Annotated in this window: 7 protein-coding genes and 3 pseudogenes; 4 read left to right on the top strand and 6 right to left on the bottom strand. The window is 46.0% G+C overall.

Annotation, left to right across the window (positions count from 1 at the left end):
- A pseudogene (locus RH949_RS31735) lies at window positions 1-396 on the top strand (hypothetical protein); the annotation flags it as partial.
- 341 nt (window positions 397-737) lie between these two features.
- On the opposite strand, the gene ileS reads toward RH949_RS31735, so the two are convergent.
- Together ileS and RH949_RS31725 are read right to left on the bottom strand one after the other, a co-directional pair.
- Window positions 738-4229, bottom strand: coding sequence for an isoleucine--tRNA ligase (ileS, locus tag RH949_RS31730; RefSeq protein ID WP_446358826.1), 3492 nt, complete (start codon window positions 4227-4229; stop codon window positions 738-740).
- 126 nt (window positions 4230-4355) lie between these two features.
- On the bottom strand, window positions 4356-5705 hold the full coding sequence (locus tag RH949_RS31725; protein WP_446358824.1) for a Ycf66 family protein: 1350 nt from the start codon (window positions 5703-5705) through the stop codon (window positions 4356-4358).
- On the opposite strand from RH949_RS31725, the gene RH949_RS31720 reads away from it, so the two are divergent.
- The gene (locus tag RH949_RS31720) at window positions 5696-6082 is read left to right on the top strand and encodes a hypothetical protein (RefSeq protein WP_446358822.1); all 387 of its coding nucleotides are present in this window, start codon (window positions 5696-5698) and stop codon (window positions 6080-6082) included. The two genes, RH949_RS31725 and RH949_RS31720, sit on opposite strands and share 10 nt — an antisense overlap.
- Before the next feature lie 219 nt (window positions 6083-6301).
- Here the strand turns inward: RH949_RS31720 and RH949_RS31715 are convergent, their stop codons facing one another.
- The 3 genes from RH949_RS31715 to RH949_RS31705 form a co-directional block, all read right to left on the bottom strand.
- Entirely contained in the window at window positions 6302-9553 is a 3252-nt protein-coding gene (locus RH949_RS31715; protein WP_446358828.1) for a tetratricopeptide repeat protein, read from the bottom strand.
- 108 nt (window positions 9554-9661) lie between these two features.
- Window positions 9662-10090 carry a hypothetical protein gene (locus RH949_RS31710; RefSeq protein ID WP_446358820.1) on the bottom strand — a complete coding sequence of 143 codons (429 nt, stop codon included), beginning with the start codon at window positions 10088-10090 and terminating at the stop codon, window positions 9662-9664.
- 584 nt (window positions 10091-10674) lie between these two features.
- Window positions 10675-15501, bottom strand: coding sequence for an nSTAND1 domain-containing NTPase (locus RH949_RS31705; RefSeq protein WP_446358818.1), 4827 nt, complete (start codon window positions 15499-15501; stop codon window positions 10675-10677).
- Between the two features lie 448 nt (window positions 15502-15949).
- On the opposite strand from RH949_RS31705, the pseudogene RH949_RS31700 reads away from it, so the two are divergent.
- Window positions 15950-17619, top strand: a pseudogene (locus RH949_RS31700) (IS1182 family transposase).
- 1175 nt (window positions 17620-18794) lie between these two features.
- Complete coding sequence (locus RH949_RS31695) at window positions 18795-19931, top strand: hypothetical protein (RefSeq protein WP_446358816.1); 1137 nt, start codon at window positions 18795-18797, stop codon at window positions 19929-19931.
- Here the strand turns inward: RH949_RS31695 and RH949_RS31690 are convergent.
- Window positions 19932-21053 (bottom strand): annotated as a pseudogene (locus RH949_RS31690) (ATP-binding protein); the annotation flags it as partial.
- Window positions 21054-21198 lie beyond the last annotated feature (145 nt).

The following is a 21198-nucleotide window of genomic DNA, read 5'->3' as shown; positions in this document are numbered from 1 at the left end:
CCCCAGGCAATCACAGTGCGATTTGTCTTTGACATACTCATTGGTGCTTCATCTCCTGTAGAACCAATAGAATACAACACCTCCAAGGCGGAAGGAACAACCTATGCTTACGGAGGAAGATACGGCACAGAACGCGAAAGTATCTGGGATTATCGTGTTGATGCAACGGAGTATGTGAAGAACCTGCAAGAGGATTCGGATGTCGATCATTATACGTTGTGGGATTACAGTACACTTGACGACCTAGATTACCAAGTATTTTTGCAGATTGGTCAGCGACAGGGAGATTACCTACCAGGAAAACTCTATCTGTGCGTACCGAAAATGGCAACCGAGATTCAGGGTACTTTTAACGCTAAACTCTCGCTGGGTGGCGGAACTTTTGTTGGTGACTGAACATTCAGTACCTTTTCCTTAAGCTGTCATGCATTTAAATTGGGTATTAGTAGCGAGCAAGATGCAAAGCCTGCGGCATGGCTTCGCTAAACGCACTACAAGGCTTTCGCTATTATTGACATTAAGGTTTAAATGCCGAACAGCTTATCACCATATAGCAGTAGACAAATCTGTTAGGATCAACACAATTCCTGAAGACGTTCCGCCGGAACGTCTCTACAAATCAATACTGTCCTAACACTACTGGCGACAGCTATAAATACGGCAAAGCCAATTGTGAAGGCGATAATTCCTTGATTGAACGAATGACGAATGACAAATGACCAATGACAAATAACAATTTACCATTGACCCGCTAACGCCGCCCGACACCGTTCACAAATCGTGGGATGCTCGATAATTTTACCCACAAAAGGTGAATAATTCCAGCAACGATCGCACTTTTCTCCTTCAGCTTTGACAATCCCTACCCAAACCTGTTCCGACTGACTGCGATAGTCCGCATTTTCAATCGCATCCGGGGAATCTAACACCTCAACTTGGGAGGCTAAAAATAGATAGCGCAACTCATCTACCCCGTTACTGAGAACCGTAAACCGTTCCCCTAGAATTCTGGGTTGGGGTTGTACTGGCGCTGGGGGTGCGGCTTCAGGTTCCGCCGTTTCGGGTTCCGGTTGGGGAGAACCTTCACCCAATACCTCAGTTTTTAGCGATCGCGCTTTTTCTGCTAATTCTTGCCGATTGGGGGCGCGGAGTAAATAGCGATTGATAAACCAAGCACTGTAGCCCACTCCCACCAATTGTAGGATATCAGCCAATAAGGGTAAACGGGCGATCGAAGCTAATACGGTTGCGGTTACTTTTAAGGTAATCGGTACCCCTACCACGACTCCCACCGTTAACCATACGCGCTGATTTTCGCTGAACACCTGGCGTAGTGTCGTCAAGACAGTAGACAGAATTTGATTAACATTCCACTCTTGTTCCCCTGTGTCTGAGGACAACGTTTCTGAAGCTAATACTGCTTCCGGTTCCGGTTCCCTCACCATCAGTTCCGGTTTCGGGGTTTGCAACCACAGGCGGGGAATCCCACTGGGGTTTAATTTCCGCAACTGTTGGCGTAATTGCGTATCGGGGACATGAAGCAAGACTTTCGCTTCTAGAGAAGAACCTATCATTTTCTCCGCCCGGGCTTGTTCTAATACCTTATTTACTTCGGTGCGAATCGCCCGTAACCTTGTCCATTTCTCCACCAATTCCGGCTTTTTCCAGGTTTCATCTAACTGCACCCATCCCGACTCAAACACCGATTTATAAGGTGTGGGATAAGGCAGATATTGCCAAATATCTTCTGCTGTATGGCATAATACAGGGGCGATTGATCGGGCTAAATTTTCCAATGCGATCGCTAATACCGTCTGACAACTGCGTCGTCGTACCGAATCGGGATGACTAATATACAGGCGGTCTTTTGCCATATCCAAATAAAAGTTAGACAAATCCACCACACAGAAATTCTGCACCGTTTGGAAGAAACGGAAAAACTGATAGCTTTCAAACGCCTCAGTCACCTCACCAAACACCTCCGTTATCCGGTGCAGCATATAGCGGTCTAATTCCGGTAACTGTTCATACGCCACCGCATTTTTGGCGGGGTCAAAATCATGCAGATTTCCTAATAAAAATCGCGCTGTATTGCGAATCTTGCGATAAATATCGGAAAGCTGTTTCAGTATTCCTTGACCAATGGGAACATCCACCGAATAGTCCACCGACGACACCCACAACCGCAGCATATCCGCACCATACGGCGGTTCCTGTTTATGATTCTTTCCGCCTTCAATAATTGTCGCAGGGTCTACCACATTCCCCACCGATTTACTCATTTTACGTCCTTGTTCATCCAGAACAAAGCCGTGGGTTAATACCGATTTATAGGGCGCACAACCATTTGTCGCCACACTGGTGAGGATACTGGATTGGAACCAGCCCCGATGTTGGTCTGACCCTTCCAGGTACATATCGACAGGGTAGGATAATTCCTCACGTTCTTGCACAACTCCCGCCCAAGAGGAACCGGAGTCAAACCAGACATCCATCGTATCGGTGCCTTTGCGGTAGGTGCGACCATTATTCTGGTAGGATTCGGGCAATAATTCGGTTACGGGCAATTCCCACCACGCATCTGACCCTTTTTCAGCAATAATCCCTTGGACGTGGGCGATGGTTTCTTCTGTCAACAGAGGTTCATTCGTCTCCTCGTCATAAAACACCGGAATCGGCACCCCCCAACTCCGTTGGCGGGAGATACACCAATCCGAACGTTCCGACACCATGGCGGTAATCCGGTTTTCTCCTTGGGAAGGAATCCAATCAACGGATTGAATTGCTTTCATCACTTCTTCCCGGAAGCCATCCACCGACGCAAACCATTGTTCCGTCGCCCGGAAAATTGTTGGTTCTTTAGTGCGCCAATCGTAGGGATATTTATGGACGTAGTTTTCCTCTTTCAGGAAGGAACCCGCCTCTTTCAGGGCGTCAATCACCGCAGGATTCGCATTCCGCAGCACATTTAACCCCGCAAAGGGTCCCGCTTCGGTGGTAAAGTCTCCATTTCCATCTACGGGAGAGATAATCGGTAAATTGTAGCGCTGACCGACGATATAATCTTCTTGACCATGACCGGGTGCGGTATGAACTAATCCCGTGCCCGATTCTGTGGTAATGTAATCGCCACCAATTACAATCGGACTCTCTCGGTCAAACAGGGGATGGCGATAGGTACACTGGTCTAATTCCTGTCCTTTTAGCGTGGTTTTGACGGTTAGGTCTTTATCCAGGGTTTGAGAGAGGCGTTCCACTAATTCCGCCGCTACGATTAAGTATTTAAACCCTTCAGCTTCTGTGTCGAAGTCGGCTGATTCTGATTCTAGGGAGTCCTCGTCTTGAGTGGGGGCAAATCCTTTTGCCTTTGTCTTACTGGGTTTCGAGGATTTCTCCGCCTCCTGACTGGCTGATTTCTCCGACACTTCTACAACCGCGTAGGTGAGTTCGGGATTCACCGCTACGGCTAAGTTACCGGGAATTGTCCAGGGGGTAGTTGTCCAAATTGCTACGCCCAAATCTACTAAATAGGGTTTTAGCTTCGCTTCCACTGAATCCGTGGCTTTGGTCAGGGGAAATGCGGCATAAAGACTGCGGGAGGTATGTCCTTCCGGATATTCTAACTCCGCTTCTGCCAAGGCGGTTTGGGAACTGGGACTCCAATGAACAGGTTTCATTCCCCGATAGATATACCCTTTTAGCACCATCTGACCAAATACGCCAATTTGGGCGGCTTCGTATTCGGGGGTTAAGGTGAGATAAGGATTATCCCAGTCTCCCCATACACCATAGCGTTGAAACCCTTGGCGTTGCTGATCAACGGTTTTCAGGGCAAATTTTCGGGCTTTGCGTCGCAGCTTTATCGGGGTTAGGGCTTGGCGTTCTTCGGCGTCCATGGCTTGCAGGACTTTCAGTTCAATGGGTAAGCCATGGCAATCCCAGCCAGGAATGTAGCGAACTTTATACCCTTGCAGCAGCTTATATTTATTGATGATATCTTTAAGAATTTTATTTAGGGCGTGTCCCATATGCAGCGCCCCATTCGCGTAGGGGGGACCATCATGCAGGATGAAACTATCACCGGGATTCGTCTGTGACAGTCGCTGATAAATTTGTTGGTCTTGCCAAAATTGTTGGAGTTCCGGTTCCCGTTTGACCGCGTTTGCCCGCATACTAAATTCAGTTTGGGGCAGATTTACGGTGTCTTTGTAGGATTTAGCTTCTGTCACAGTTCGACCTGTTGGTTAGTGGTTTTACGTTTAGGGGAGTCGGGATTAGTCCCGATTACTCCTTTTTACAATAAGTAGTTTTATCTATCCCTACATTATGGGTGAGAATTTGCCATCCTTTCAACTTTACTGGGGAGGATTTTCTGAATTTTGAGGTTGTTGAGTTTTAGAATCACCTTCATCCATGGGTTCAGCCGAGGGGGATAAGGGCGCTTCTGGGGTAATGTCTGCGTCTGGAGTCTCTAAGGATTCTGATTCTGGGGAAGGGTTCGCCCCGTCTACTGGTTCCGGTTGGGGTGGAGTTGGGCGGATGAGTTGTTCCGAGTCGGCGAATTCTTCTGGAGTTTCTGGAGGTTGGCTGTCTTGGTTTTGGGGGAGTTCTGGTTCCGGTGGTGATGTGTCTGTGACTGGGGAAGTGTCAACAGTTAGGGGTTCCTCGGCTACGGCTGTCTCTTCTATATCCTGACTCGGAGTTGGGGATTCCTGGAGTGAGGTATCTGGCTGACTGGATTCAGGGCGTTCGGGTTCGGGTGAGGGGGGAATATCCTCAGATACTGTCTGGGGTTCCTGTGGTTTAGCGGGTTTCTCTTTACTTTTACCCAAGAGATTATTGAAAAATCCACTAATTCCCCCGCGTTGTTTGGGTGGGTTCGTGGGTTCGATAGGATTCTCTGTTGTTGGTGTCTCAGTTACCGTTGGTTCTGCTACAGGAGTTTCAGCAACAGTGGGTTCAGTTATCGTTGGTTCTGCTACAGGAGTTTCAGATAGAGACTCTTCTGGCGCAATCTCCTCTATCGCTTCTGGTGGGGTTGTTTCCACTACCGATTCTTGAACTTGTTCTGTTGACGTTGTTTCATCGGTTTCCGTAACTTCAGCCGATTCGGTAATATCCGCCATTACGGGTTCTGTGACGGCTTCCTCTGTTCCCTCTGTGGAAGAAGACACAGGAACATCACTTGCTTCTGGCTGTTTAATCTCCTCTGTTATCTCTGTCACTGTTTCTGGGAAGGATTCACCAATTTCCGTTTCTGCTGTGGCGATTTCCGTCTCTGGCGTGGCGGGTTCGGTTGCAGGTTCTGGTGTCGCGACTGGGGTTGGCGTCACGGGCGGTTTCTGGAATCTTCGGGCGACGGGTTGAACCACTAGACTTTTTGCCAATTGGAATATCCCAGAACCAACGATTTTCTGCTGAACTTGGGGCGAAATTTCGGTTTGGGCTTCGGGTAAAGCCAACTGTCGTCGCAGGGTTAAGGTTTCCCAGCCTAACCATCCCAATAGGGATACACTAGCGATTTGACTCAGGAGTACCGCCCCCGTAATCCGTCCGGCGCACACCCACAAGACGAGGGCGTAGAAAAATCCTACACCACTCCATACAAAGTCGCTTTTACGGTGGACTTCGGGAAAAAAGAATGCTGCCATGTAATAGGCAAAGCTACCAAGACCGATAACCAACGCGAGGACGTATGGCAACATTAGGCGGATACTCCTTGAATCTGACGTTCATCATTGTAGAGGGTATAGGGTTAGAGGAACCCTTAACTCTATCCTTATTATTTTCAGCAGGTCGAGTGCGATCGCGCCAAGTCCATTGTAACGAGATGTTACAAGCTCCCGTTTATTTGCCGCCTTGTCGGGGTATCATCCTTGCGCCCGATTCCAATCCCATCGCTGACGACAAACGTCACCCTAGGATGAATGGTACTGACTGGTATGCTGGTGGGCAATGCCAACCCTACATGGCTAAACCCGCCCATGTAGGTTTGAATAATCCATTTTATAAACAAAGTGAAAGAACCGTCGCTTACACATCTGATGAGATTCTTCCCTTTGGTCAGAATGACAGGTTGTAACGTAGTAGGGTATCCGTGTTCGCGCTAGTTTGTAGTAGGCACTTTAGTGCCTTATAATGTCTGATGTGTCGGTATCGACATGATGTTTTTTTAACGCAGAGGACGCAGAGGGAAACGCAGAGGTACGCAGAGGGATTGGCAGTATTGAGGGGAATTTGTCGAGGTTGGGAGAAGTAGGTGGAAATTATATGATAGGTGGTTTATCTGTTCGATTGTTTGTCATGGGTGCTGAGGCTGGCGCTTGATGAAGACGCGGATGATTCGCCATAGGATTAGGGTGGTAAATACAAGTAGGGCAAAGGGAAATGCGATTAATCCCGCGATGAAGCATAAGACTAGATGCAGTTTACCCCGTTGAGCAAATTTAATCGATGATTTGAACCACTGGGGATAAGGCATCGCATCAAGGGGAAGCTCAAGTTCTTGTAATATTTGGGTGGCTTGATAAGCGGTAGCAAATCCTTCCTTTACTCTACCGCATTGATAATAGGCTTGAGCTAATTTTTGCAGAGTTCTGGCAATCTCATGGCGATTTCCGATTTCTTTAAAAATCATCAACGACTGCTGATAATTCTCAATGGTTTGTTTGTATTCTCCTAAGCGATTATAAGCATTACCCAAACCGATGAATGTCTCTACCATAAAACTGTGAGTGCCTATTTTATGTTGAATCTCCAAAGCTTGTTGATAGTATCCAATTGCTTGTTGATATTCTCTTAGAGAATTGTAAACTTTGCCTAAATTATGTAGAGAAACAGCAATGCCATAGCGATGACTAATTTTTTCAAAAATCACTAAAGATTTCTGATGATATTCAATAGCTAGTGAGTATTTCTCTAGGGAATGGTAAGCATTGCCTAAATCATTCAGACATCTAGCAATTGCACAACGCTCTCCGACTTCCTTTTGAATCGCTAAAGCTTGCTGATAGTATTCAATTGAATTTTGGTATTGTCCTAAGCAACTATAAGTATTACCTAAATTATTTAGAGCATCGGCAATACCACTGCGATTGCCAATTTCTTGTTGAATCGTTAAGGATTCCATTAAAAATTCAATAGAGTCTTGGTATTGTCCTAGGCAGTTATAAGCATTGCCTAAATTTATTAAGGAATTAGCCATACCACGGCGATCACCGATTTGCCGTTGAATTGCTAAAGATTGTTGAGAAAATTTTATGGCAATTTTGTGTTGTCCTAAGTCATGATAAACAACACCCAAATTATCCATGGCAATAGCCAGACTATTACAATCACCGATTTCTTTACAAACTACTATAGATAGCTGGTAATATTCAGTTGCTTGTTGGTATTCTCCTAAGCAACTATAAGTATTACCCAAACCTATGAAGGTGTGTGACATACCGCAGCGATCGCCTATTTTTTGTTCAATTGCCAAAGCTTGTTGATGGTATGCTATTGAACATTGGTATTCTCCTAGAGAAAAATAAGCAGCACCTAGATTATATAAAGAACTAGCAATTGCAAGACGATTTCCTATTTCTTGACTAATCACTAAAGACTGCTTATGATAATCTATCGCTTTTTTATATTCTCCTAAATAACGGTAAACCACGCCTAAGTTATCCAAAGAACTAGCGATTCCACCTTGATCACTATTGTCTTGAAATAAAGCTAAAGATTTTTTATAGTATTCAATTGCTTGTTTATAGTCTGCTAATAAAAGGCAAACACTCCCCAAATTCATCAAAGGTTTAGAAGATTTACTTTTATCACCATTTTCTTGAAATAAAGCTAAAGATTTTTGATGGTATTCAATCGATTGTCGATATTCGCATAGTGAACGGTAAGAATTTCCCAAATTATTCAGACAAACAGCAATTGCATTTTGTAAGAACTTCTTATCCCTAATATAACCACTATTGTTTTTAAAAAAAATTAAAGCTTCCTGAGAGTATTCTATTGATTTTTTATAGTCTCCTATAAAATAATAAGCATTCCCCAAATTCAGCCGAGAAATAGCAACATAAGTGCGATTGCCAATTTCCTTAAATATGGCTAAAGACTGCTTGTCATAGTCTATGGCTTTTGGGTATTCTCCTAAATGAGAATAAGCACTTCCTAAATCTATAAGTAATGAACCAAATACCCAATCTGATTTGCTTCGATTCCACTCCCAAATTAATCGATTATACAATCTAACCTGAATCTGATTATACCCACGCAACTTTAAAAACTCATGGCAGTAGTGCAGAATGTTGAAAGCTGGAATATACTTTTTAAGTTCACACCAGTGATAGAATATTTCCAAGTATTCGGTTACATCCTCTATTCCTTTCCAAGGAGGTTGTTTAAGATTTAAACGATAATAATCAATCGCCCGTTGATGCGCCTGGGTTAAATCTTCCGCTTGGCATTTCGCATACTCCTGAATCAATGGCTGAAACTTAAACCATCGCCCCCCATCTTTATCTCTCTCTTCCTGTAGTAGAGAACGCCTCACCAACTGACGCAAATCTTTCTCAATGCTTTTGGTATCGAGGTTGTCCCTTTTAGATCCCCCCAACCCCCCTTCAAAAGGGGGGCTAAGAGAATCTGGAGAATCTAAGGAAGAATCTAGAGAGGATCTTTCCTGCTTATTTTGAGGTTGAGATACCTCCAAATCCCGTTCAAAAGAGAGACTATGAATTTGCACCAACGCCATAGCTGAATTAAAGGGAATCCGATAAACACATATCCCCAATACCAATTGCTGCATTCTCTGACTAATCCGCCCAAAACTCTCATCTAACACCCGCCGCATCCAGATATCAACTGTACCCCGATGCAATCCTTTTAAATTGTCATCCGTTAACAAATGGGATATATCCGCCAACCCATAGCGCTGCAAATACCGAATCTGCGGATCAACTTCTTCCTCTTCTAATAAAAACCCAGCCACCAGCGTTAATAATAATGGATGTTCCTCTACTTTCTGGGAAAACTCGACTAATTCCTCCTCGGTTCCTCGAATTCCCAATGCCTGTAATAACGTCGCCCCTTCCACTGGTTCTAATCCTAGTAAGGATAACCATTGACATCGAATCGGTGGCAAATCCAACCGTTCTCTCGTTGTCACCAACACCACACTTTTGCCGCCACATTCCAACCAGCCATAGAAAAACTGCCGATAGGATTCATCACGAATAGACGTATTCTTATTATCCTCACCATCAGATTGCAGTAGGGTTTCTAGATTATCCATCACCAGCAAATACCGCCCCTGACGTAGATGATTGACTAATGCATCTCCCAGGGATTGTTCAGGTATCGCCTCGATGGTTTCCGGAGATACTCCAAATTTCAATAAGACGCGCCGCGCTAACTCGGTAAACCCAATCCGGCTAATATCTGCCCAAACTTTATCGTCAAATTCTGTGCTATCCTCGTCGTAAATCTTAGCCGCAAGCGTCGATTTTCCTAACCCACCAATACCCGTAATTCCAATTAAGCGAGTCTTTCCATCCGCTATCCAATCCCGAATGGTTTGGCGTTCTAAGTTTCGCCCTTGCCAATTATCGGTACTGGGGCGGATTTCATCTAAATTTGGTGGGGTGCTGCGCTGATTTTCTACCAGTAGTCAGTAGAAATTATTGCCCAGATGTTCAATCTTGTTAGCAGAGATATCCTGATCCCCAACTTGTCCAACGTTTTTACTTTTGTTTTGAAAAGTTTTGTGACTACGATCGCTCTTTTGATTCAGAGTCCGCTGATCGGCTATACTACTGACGTTCACAACCTGTCCAGCTAAACGTTCCACCTCTTGGGCAAAAGCCGGATCTTGTTTCATCGCCGCTTGTAAATACTGTGTTACCTTGGCTAAGTCCGGTTGAGAACCCTGTTGGGCGGCTGCGATCGCGCGATCAGCATCCGGATATCTTGACAATTTGGGCATGATAGTATCTCGTGCTTTCCTAATCATGCTTTCTGTTGCTTTACCCACACCTGTTTCGATAGCAGCACCAAAAACGATTTTGGCAAATTCTGTGACGAGTAGTTCTGGTATCATAGCTTAGCGAATGAAGCGGATCATCAGAGTTGCTATTCTATTTTAGCCCTACCGCGCTGGGTTAAGAGTTGACTCAGCCTAGACAAAGTAACCCTATTCTGATTTTCAGCAGGTTGAGTGCGATCGCGCCAAGTCAATTGTAACGAGATGTTACAAGCTCTTAGTTCAATCGTCCTGTTTTTAAGCCAAAGTCATTACCCAGCAAAGGTTACACGGTTTTTTTTGATCGTGCGATCGCGTGGAACAAGTGTTGGAAACTATTTTAATGTCGCCATTCCAGGGAAGTTCTACCCGTCAGCAAAATTATCAACAGTCAGACCAGAGTTCTGCCCCATTTTATGAGTTTTGGACGTTGAATCAAAACACTGATTTCGCAGATTTTTAGCAATGGTAGGGGTGGGGATGTGAGAGGTTAGTGACACTGATTACACAGATTTATTTTTAGTTCGTAGTTGCGCTTTAGCGCCATCAACGCTCGCATCACAGACTCAAAACCCCATATACGAATGTCAACGATGAGTAGTGGAGACTCATAGACGAATGCGCCATTACACGTCTCCCCCTGCTTCCCTTCACCACAACCCTTATTCAGCCACCCCTAATTCCCCTGCACAAAACTTATTGAGATCACTGACATCGGGATGGGTGCGGAGATAGTCCCGCAACCAGTCGCAACCGCGAACCAGCAAGTCGTCTAACGTTTCCACGCGCCATAAGCGCACGGTTTTGTCCTCTGAAGCGCTGGCAATTTGCTCTCCATCGGGGCTAAACGTGACACTACTAACCGGAGCTTCATGACCGCGCAGGACAGCTAATTCGGCTCCCTTTTTATCCCACAACCGCACTGTTCCGTCCCACGAAGCGCTAGCAATTTGCTCTCCATCAGGGCTAAACGTGACACTCCCAACCCAATCTTCATGACCGCGTAAGACAGCTAATTCGGCTCCCTTTTTATCCCACAACCGCACCGTTCCGTCTCCCGAAGCGCTAGCAATTTGCGCTCCATCGGGGCTAAACGTGACACTAATAACCGAAGCTTCATGACCGCGCAGGACGGCTAATTCGGCTCCCTTTTTATCCCACAACCGCACCGTTCCGTCCCACGAAGCGCTAGCAATTTGCTCTCCATCAGGGCTAAACGTGACACTCCAAACCCAATCTTCATGACCGCGCAGGACGGCTAATTCGGCTCCCTTTTTATCCCACAACCGCACGGTTCCGTCATCCGAAGCGCTAGCAATTTGCTCTCCATCGGGGCTAAACGTGACACTCCTAACCGAAGCTTCATGACCGCGCAGGACGGCTAATTCGGCTCCCTTTTTATCCCACAACCGCACCGTTCCGTCTCCCGAAGCGCTAGCAATTTGCTCTCCATCGGGGCTAAACGTGACACTCCTAACCGAAGCTTCATGACCGCGAAGGACAGCTAATTCGGCTCCCTTTTTATCCCACAACCGCACCGTTCCGTCCCACGAAGCGCTAGCAATTTGCTCTCCATCGGGGCTAAACGTGACACTCCAAACCGAAGATTGATGACCGCGAAGGACAGCTAATTCGGCTCCCTTTTTATCCCACAACCGCACGGTTCCGTCTTCCGAAGCGCTAGCAATTTGCTCTCCATCGGGGCTAAACGTGACACTCCAAACCCAATCTTCATGACCGCGCAGTTGATTTCGCTCGCGAATTTGATTCAGAATCTGTTGTAGTGCGGAGAGGGGACTATAGGCGGGATACTGATTAATCGGTCGGTCTTTCACCAGTTTTTTTAGTTCTTTACCTACCTGCATTGCTGAGATTAAAGAGGGAATTGCAGAGTTTTTGGTTTGTTTAGAGATATTAAATTGCCGTAGAGCCAGTGTACCAAGCCGTTCGAGTTCCGTCCCTTTCAGGGCTTCTTCAGTTTGTTTATTCGCTTCTGCTCGTTCGGCTTCGGCTTGTGCAAGAGAAGCTTGAGCGAATTCATACTGTTCTTGAGCATCCTTAACTTTAGCTTGGGCTAATTCTACCTGTTCATTCGCCTCCTGTTCTCGTCGTTTCGCCACTTCCACCTGTCGGTTGGCGGCTTCTGCTTGCTGTTGAGCCTGAGCCGCATTCTGTTGAGCAGTGGTTTCTCGCTGTTGAGCAGCAGCGACTTGTTGTTGAGCCGCGACAACTCGCTGTTTGGCTATTTTGGCTCGCTCCAGCGCTTCTTTCTCCCGTTTTTCTGTCTCATTAAGTCGCTGACGCGCTACTTGCTCTCGTTTTTGAGCCACTACGAATTGCTCTCTAGCTGTCTTGACTCCCTGCAGCGCGTCTTCCTCTCCTTGTTTCGCTTCTTCCTCTCCCTGTTGAGCAGCTAATTCAGCTTGACGCGCTGCTTGCTCTCGTTGTTGAGCCTCTTGAATATCTCGATTCGCTGTCGCACCTGTCCAAGCTAACCCAAATCCGGCGCTGATTACTGTCAATACCAATACCACCGAACCCACCCGCACCCGTCGCGAGACTTTCCGATTCTCTTCTGCTAATTCCCGCTTCGTTTGCTCCGCTTGTTCCACCTCCACCATCACCCGTTCTCGTTCCCCTTGAACCAGGCGTAACTCTCCCCGCACCCGTTCAATACTCCGCTCCAACTGCTGACGCTGTTCCCGTTCCCGATTCAATTGGGCGATAATTTCTTGTATCTTTGGCTCTTGCTGCTGGCGAATAAAGGACACTAAATAATCATGCACCAACTGATAGCGGTCATCCGGCGTATCAGGAACAACAAAAACTAACCCCGATAACACTAAAATCTCTAAAATTAAATCCAACTGACTCGCCGCTACTGTGACAAAATCCTTTAACTCCTCCTCCAACTCCCCACGAGTTTTCAGCAATCGCCGCTCTTTCTCATCCGTCAACAAATACAACAACACCTCCGCCACGGGCTGATTTTCTTCGCCGCAATCCTCCACCACTTCCGCCAGATAGCGCAGCACCAATTCTTCCTTCGTCCCAAACTGTTGATACTCCGCCAAAGTTCTAATCCCCTCAGCTTGCAGTTGCGCCCCGACAACCTGTAACTCAATCGGGCGTACTTTCTGATAATCTCCCGCTAAATCCTGCACCAGTTGTTCAATTAACGCCGATTCCAACTTAAAATTAGACCGCGCTGTGAGTTGAACGATTAGGCTTTGGGCTTCCTCTGGAGTAAAATTAGTGATTTTATAGAGAACATTCTTACTCAAAAGGTCATTACCAATTGCTTCCATACCCGGTCTATCCACCAAATGATGCAAATAATCCCGACGGATAGAAAAGATCATCTTAACAGGTAAAATATTTAAGCAGTTGCCCAAAAACTTAAATAATTCATTTCTTAACGCTTTTCTATTCGCCACAAAAAAGAATTCTTCAAACTGGTCAAAAATGAACACAATTCGCACCTGCTGAGTTTCACTCTGGCGCAAGGCTTCTAGAATCGCGGCTTGAGAGTCGAGGGGTTGAGTGATGGGAATATTGTGTGTTTCTAGCGTGGCGGTTAATTGCTGTCCGATTTCCTGTAGCCAATCGGTATAAACTTGGATCAAAATCGGAAGAATGCGTTGTCCACTGGCGGTTGTTTGGCGTAGGGTTGGCACTAAACCCGCATTCACCAAGGAACTTTTTCCCACACCAGAGAAACCGTGAAGAACAATAACTTTATGATCATTCCGTGTCACCCGTTCCACCAATTCCCGCACATCTTTTTCCCGCCCCGATGCGATAATTTCTGGGGCGATGGGGAGGGGGGAAGATGCGGAAGATTGGGGAGGAGATGAGGGCGCACGTCTGTGCGCCCCTACCGCCCCCGCCCCGACAACGCTACCGACAGCCCCAACAGTCGATGGAATGCGACTGGCACCGATAAACGCCCTTAATCCTAATTGGGTTTCAACGGTTTGCCGTTCCTGTTTAATTTTAAAGGCTTTTAGATAATCTTTTGTCTGCCAGTAGAGATCATGTAAATCGCCTAAAATATCCAGATAAAGCCGAGGATAGGATAACGGTTGACTGATACCATGGGCAAATTCTAACTGTTCAATCGCCGCCAAACATTGACCTAAATTAACGTGCGATCGCGCTTTAATCCAATAGCATCGGCTAATTAGCTCTACATCAATCCTATTCCTTGGCGAATGGAATTCGCGGCTAGACAAACCAAGTCCGCCTGCGCGGACTAACAATAAATTAAGATTAAGAGTTTTGGCACCCGCCCTTCGCTTCGCTCGAGGGTAAACTCCGGCGGGTTTCGTTTGTGTAGTTGCGGTTTCAACCGCCCCACTTAAAATGGTGTCAGCTATCAGTTCTATGTGACTTAACGCCGTTTCCGCCAATTCCTGCGCCGCTTGCCAACGTTCTTCCGCCAAAGCAACATCAGCCAAAAACGTATAATCCAACGCCAATTTATCCCGGCGATTTTCCCTTTGGTCAAACACCAACGCCTGTTCCGCCAAATCCCGTAATTGTTGCCAATCCTGCAACTCCCGCAAAACCGCACCAAACACCCCAATCGAATCAGCAATTAAATCCGGACGTTGCGCCCGATGAAAGGCAGTTAAGGCTTGCTGAATAGAGTCCTTAATTTTAGCTTGAATCTGATTATAGTCATCCCTAGAAATTGTCCCAGGTTGAATCCGATTAATTTGGCAGAAATAACCATAAACCATCTCCCTTAAAACAATCCCTTCATACTCAAAACGCTGCAATTCCTGCCAACATTCCCAGGCTTGCTCAAAATAATCAATCGCCCTTTGAATCTCTCCCTGCTGTTCTTGACAAATGCCTAATAATGTGAATAAAGCCGCCGCTAATTCCGGTTCTAACCCGTTATCCTCTAACTGTAACTCCCCCTCAGCCGCCTCTAATTCTCCCCTAAGTTCAATACACTCCATCTCCGTTAAATTCAACCCATCCGCCAACCATTGATCCGCCTTCCCTTGAATAAACGCCGCCAACTCCCCACGGCTAATCGTAAACCGACTACTCACGCCCCAACTTTCCAGATTACGGGCAAACTGCATCCATTGCGCCTTCACCGAATCCGTCACCCAAACCACAACCGGAAACGGACAATGGTGACGAAACTCTTCCCGCACCAAATCCGCCCCCGCCAGCATCCTCTCCAGAGACAGCACCGACTCCAACCCCAAAACCATCAGCGCCCCCGGTTTATCCCCCTGCAACTCCCTCTGAATCCGCTGATATAGCGCCGTATCATCAGGGTTCAGCGTAATCGTGCGAATGTTCAAAGGAGACGAATCCTGGAGGACTTGAATCAGACGCGATCGCACTCTGTCATAATTACATCGGGCAAAAACCAGCAAAAACTGACCCTGAAAAGCGTCCAGCGTCAACGCCAGTTCCTCAAGTTCGGTTTGATTCTCCGGTGTAATATCAGGTAGCTGCGACATCGTTTCGTTCGTAGTAGTTCGTTCGTAGTAGGCGCTTTAGCGCCATCATCGCGTAAACACTTACCCTCAAATTCTAAGCAACATTATCCGACATCGGGGATTAAGCCGAGGGCGACCCAAGTCAATTAAGTGGAATCGCCTTGTCCATTGATGATACTGCTGGCGAATCAGGGGTCAGACCCCTCACCCCCATCACTGTGCTGCTCTATTCCTTCACGTCCATTCAGGGTTCACGTTGAGAGGAACCCCATCAGCTTGCGCCCTCTAGGGGGTAATGGGGGGTCAAACCCCAAAGGGGGCTCAGAGCAATAAATACAGCGCTTTCCTCTGCGATGAGTTACAACATCAATCTAGCCGTTTCAGGGATAGCGGGCTAATAGCCTACTCCATAAAAGCGCGAAGCGCTGTAAGATAATACAAAAAGTTGAACAGTTGATGGTCGGCGACGATGACACTACATCCAAAAAACTATTGGGAAGTACCTCAAGTTACGGTTAAAGTAGCGCGTGCTTCTTTTCCAAAAGGGAATGTATACATGAAAATGTATGATCAATTAGGCACGTTATATAAAGACAAAGACTTTGTGGATGTATTTCCTGTCCGATGTGGACAATCAGCCATCTCACCAGCTCGATTAGCATTAATCACAATAATGCAATTTGCGGAGGGTTTAACTGATCGACAAGCCGCCGATGCAGTCAGGAGTCGAATAGATTGGAAATATGCTTTGGGGTTAAACTTAACGGATTCAGGATTTGATGCAACGGTACTAAGTGAATTTAGAGGACGATTATGCCAAAATAAAGCATCAAATAAGTTGCTGGATGTGATGGTGTCTCACTTTTTTGAACAGAAATTAATTAAAACTCGTGGTAAACAACGTACAGACTCAACCCAAGTGGTGGCGGCGATCCGTCAAGTTAATCGTTTAGAATTAGTTGGCGAAACCCTAAGAGCCACACTGAATCAAATAGCTAACCTTGCACCGGAATGGCTACAAGAAATTATATCAGAAGACTGGTTTGACCGATACAGTGAACGATTTGAGAATTATCGATTACCCAAAGAGAAAACCAAACGGGAAGAAATGGCATTGTTAATTGGCAGGGATGGACACCATCTTCTGGAAAAGTTATGGCGTGAAGATGACCCACAAGCTGAAAAGCTGCGTCAAATTGAGAGCGTAGCCACCTTAAGACGGGTGTGGATTCAACAGTATGTATTTATAGAGGGAAGATTGTTATGGAGAAAAAAAGAAAAAACGGGATTACCTCCCAACTCAATCTCGATTGAATCGCCCTATGACACGGAGGCAAGAAAGGGAAAAAAAAGAGAGAAAACTTGGACAGGATATAAAGTTCACTTGACGGAAACTTGTGACCCGGACACGCCAAATATAATTACCAATGTAGAGACAACGGTGGCGACAACTCCCGATGGTGTTTTGACACCATTGATTCATCATAAATTAGCCGAAAAGAACTGGCTACCGAGTGAACACTATGTGGATGCTGCTTACGTTGATTCCTATCAATTAGTGGAAAGTCATCAAGCTCATCAAGTTGAGCTTATTGGTCCGGCGGCGGTGGATGTAAGTTGGCAATCTAAGTTAAATACAGGATTTGATGTGTCGGCGTTTTTCATTGATTGGGATAAAAAGATTGCTCAATGTCCCCAAGGACGCTTAAGTCGCTTATGGCGGATTGAATATGATAAAAGTAAGCATCCCGTCATTCAAGTGGAATTTGACCGTCAACATTGTACATTTTGTCCAGAAAGAACTCGTTGTACGAAAAGCGTGAAAGCACCCAGAAAACTGAAATTGCGACCTCGTGATGAGTATGAATCACTTAAAGCTCGTCGCCAAGAGCAAAAAACTAAAGAATTCAAGAAAAAGTACTCCTGTCGTGCGGGAATTGAAGGGACAATTTCTCAAGGTGTGCGGAAATTAGATTTACGACGAACTCGATATTCCGGGCTAGCTAAAACGCATTTACAGCATATTGCTACAGCTTGCTGCTCAGAATTTAGCTCGTTTTTGTGCATCGGTCAAATGGGTTATCAAAAGCGACGACTCGCACAAGTTCTTTTGCCCGCCTACGCAGGCAGTACGCTTAATCAATCTTGGCTATTTTGAATAAATAAATATAGATCAATGCCGAGAGAGGAACGCAATTTATACGCCTCAATTTTAGGGTTGTTTAGATGCGCCCTAAACTGAAGTATTTTTGTAGAAATATACTCAATCCAGTATTAATCTTTATGCTGTAATAGTTTTAGCGTTCATCCCCAAACATACATAAGTAGCCCACAGCTTGGTATTCGCGATCGCGCTATTATTGGGAACAGACATTCACAGGGAGTTAAATTAACAATATATCAAGGTTTCTACAGCCAAATCGTTGTCACGCTTCCCATATTGTTCCCTACCCATTCCCAATTTAAATGGAGCATCCCGTTTTGAACAAAGCATTACCTTAAGTAACGCAATTATAGCATTACGCATTGAGGTTAGGACAATAAAATTAGGTGAAAAGGCAACAGGCAACAGGCAACAGGCAACAGGGTAATGTCCTAACGTATCTTCGTAGTGCTATACAAGGTTTTCAGCCCCATTCAAAGAGCCAACGTGCCAAATTGGGATGCTCCCAATTTAAATGCGTGACACCTTACCTTAATTAATGCCTCATTCTAGAGTGCCAGTAAGCGTAATCCCAACTATAACGCCAAACGGTCATTCTGGTACTCATTCTCAACGGAAAATCAGGCTCTTTACTATTAGTGAACCGACGCTCTAGGGCGCAAGCTGACGGGTTCCTCTCAGCGTGAACCATGAATGGACGTGAAGGAATAGAGCAGCGGGGTGAGGGGTCTGACCCCTGATTCGCCAGCAGTATCCATTGATGCAGGCGGGTCGCCCCTACAGTTAACTTAAATAAAGGGCGACCCGATAAATTGAATGGAATCGAGTTGTTCATTAATGCAGGCGGGTCGCCCCTACAGAACATATTGTTGTTGGTTAGACAGATGTCATCTCTACGTGAACCAATGGCGACCCAAGCATTCAATGGAATCGCATTGTCCATGAATGCAAGCGGATCGCCCCTACCACAGTCTCAGCGGTTAAGTTCAGTCCTCAACGGTTCATCATAATTTAAACGGTACTTATTATAAAATTGCGAAATTATTATATCTCAAATCCTCACAAAAAAATGAAAAAAAGGCGTCACAATATGCCACAATAAAGAATCAAAACCAGTAATTAAACAAACACATCGCCATTTGAAACTTGAATGACACGAAAGCCTCACGATCAATTTGCCAAGCAATACCTAGAGGAATTATTAGCCCCTCTAGGAAGCGTCGAAACCAGCCGCGAAATATCCCCAGAAATCCGCCAAGTTGATGTTTGGTTTGTACCAACCCCATCACCAGCAACCACCGCCGAAAACCTGGGATTACTGGGGCGAATGGCAACAACCGCCTGTCTACTAGAACCCTTCCGCAATCCACCCAACCCCGCCGAGGTACTCGACTGCCAAAGCAAGTTAAACTCAGTGCGTAGTGAAATGCGGCGAAAAGCCAGACGAGAACGAACTTCATTCCCCGACACCGATTGGCACCATTTGTGGATTCTCTCACCCTCTTGTTCCCCAAGGTTATTAGACGGATTTGGTGCCAAACTCCATCCCTCAGCAGACTGGGGAGAAGGGGTATATTTCATGGCAAAATTTCTGAAAACAGCATTAATCGCCATCAACCAACTGCCAGTCACTGAAGATACACTATGGTTAAGGGTTCTGGGAAAACGCGGAACACAGAAACAAGCGATCAATGAATTGGTAGCTTTACCCCAACAGAACCCCTATCGGCAGACCATTCTACAGATTCTGGCAAACTGGCGTATCACGATCAACGAAAGCGAAAATTTAAGTGAACAAGACAGGGAATTGCTCATGAACTTATCACCAGCGTATTTAAAATGGCAAGAAGAAACCTTAGAACAAGGCAAGCGAGAAGGGATACAAGAAGGCAGACTGGAAGGTAGACTTGAAGGCAGACTGGAAGGACAACGACAAATGGCGGAAAACTTCCTGCGAGTGCGATTTGGGGAACTTGACCCCGAATTAGCCAGTACGATCGCGCCCATGTTACAATTACCCCCTCAAGAGTTAACTCGGCTGTTATTTAACCTTGAACGAGAGGAACTCTTACTGTGGTTTGGTAATCTGCCCATTCAAGACGATACCTCAAGACAAGAAGCTGTAGAACGATTTCTGAGAGTACGATTTGGGGAACTTGACCCCGAATTAGCCAGTGCGATCGCGCCCATGTTACAATTGCCCCCTCAAGAGTTAACCCCCCTACTCATTACCCTTTCGCGTGAACAATTGTTAGAACGGTTTACCTTAAAGCCAAATGACCAATGATTATTCCCTTAACTCCTTAGCCTCTGCCAAAACCGGATTAATATCAAACCAAGACTCGCCGCGATCGCGATATTCAAACACCAGCCGACTATAAATTAATTTCTGATACCCATCATCTCCACTCACTTTCTTCCGTTCCCGAACTTTTCGCAATAACCCCCATTCGTGATCATCAATGGTAAGCGTCATTTCATTACGACGACTGCGAATCAAACCCTCTAACGTTTCACGAGTCAACCGCCCTTGTTTAAGATCCTTCTTCAACCACTGGATCAACAGTTGTAATAAATCCCGCACATGACCCCCACTGACACGACACAAGCGGTCTAAACTCTCCGGATGGTCAAAAATGTCATTCACCCGATTTAACCGCCCTTGTTCGTCCAAATCCGGTAACGCCCGCGCCAGAACCATCTGCCGCAGCAATCTCATTCCCTCCTCACAGTCACTCCCATCCACCTGCTGCACCTGTACCATAGGCAAAACCTTGGGTTCTTCCTTGTATCGCTGGGTTAACCTAGCATATTCATCAGCAAACTTTAACGCCAAGGGCATGGTATAAACAACATGGCAGTTAAACTTTTGCAAATATTCCGCCTGATCAATAAAAATATATTCCTGTTGCGATCGCCCCCAACCTTTAGTTTGACCCTCAATCCGATCCAAGTTATCCACAATCACGACTAATCCCCGTTTCCCCTGCTGTTGCAATTGCGCGATCGCAGGTTCAATCAATTCCTGATTAATCGCCGCTAATAACTCAGCTTTCTTCGGTCCCAAAAACTGATTCAGCCGTTCTCGCAATCCCGAATCCGCTCGTGCCTTAGCCGTAATCTTACCAATCCCGAACGCCAAAGACAACGCCCCTTTGTCATTCGCCTTCACTTTCACATCGGGAACCCCTGGCATTTTCGGCAAGCCTAACTCCACCTCCGATAAATCATACTCCGTCTGCAACAGTTCCGCCGTCCGTTTCAGCAACCGCTTCAATCCCTGGGGTTCCGCGATCGCCACATCTGCTAAACTTTGACTAATCCGTCGTGCGATCGCCAGTAACACATCGGCAATATCCACATCTGCCATTTCCAAGTCATCACTCGACTCAAAATAAACAACATGGAACCGTTTCTAAAAACCTAGACAAACCTACCCATCAGTAATTCTGCCTTGGTATAAGTCCACGGTGTAACTTTTGGTCGATAACCGTTAACGCTTACGCTTGGCTGATACCCGGCATTGTCGCTCGATATCAACCTTAACCAATGGC

The sequence above is a fragment of the Coleofasciculus sp. A1-SPW-01 genome (assembly GCF_040217205.1).
Lineage (GTDB): Bacteria > Cyanobacteriota > Cyanobacteriia > Cyanobacteriales > Coleofasciculaceae > Coleofasciculus > Coleofasciculus chthonoplastes_A.
The sequence above is the reverse complement of the archived record's forward strand: the minus strand, read 5'-3'. Positions and strand labels throughout refer to the sequence as shown.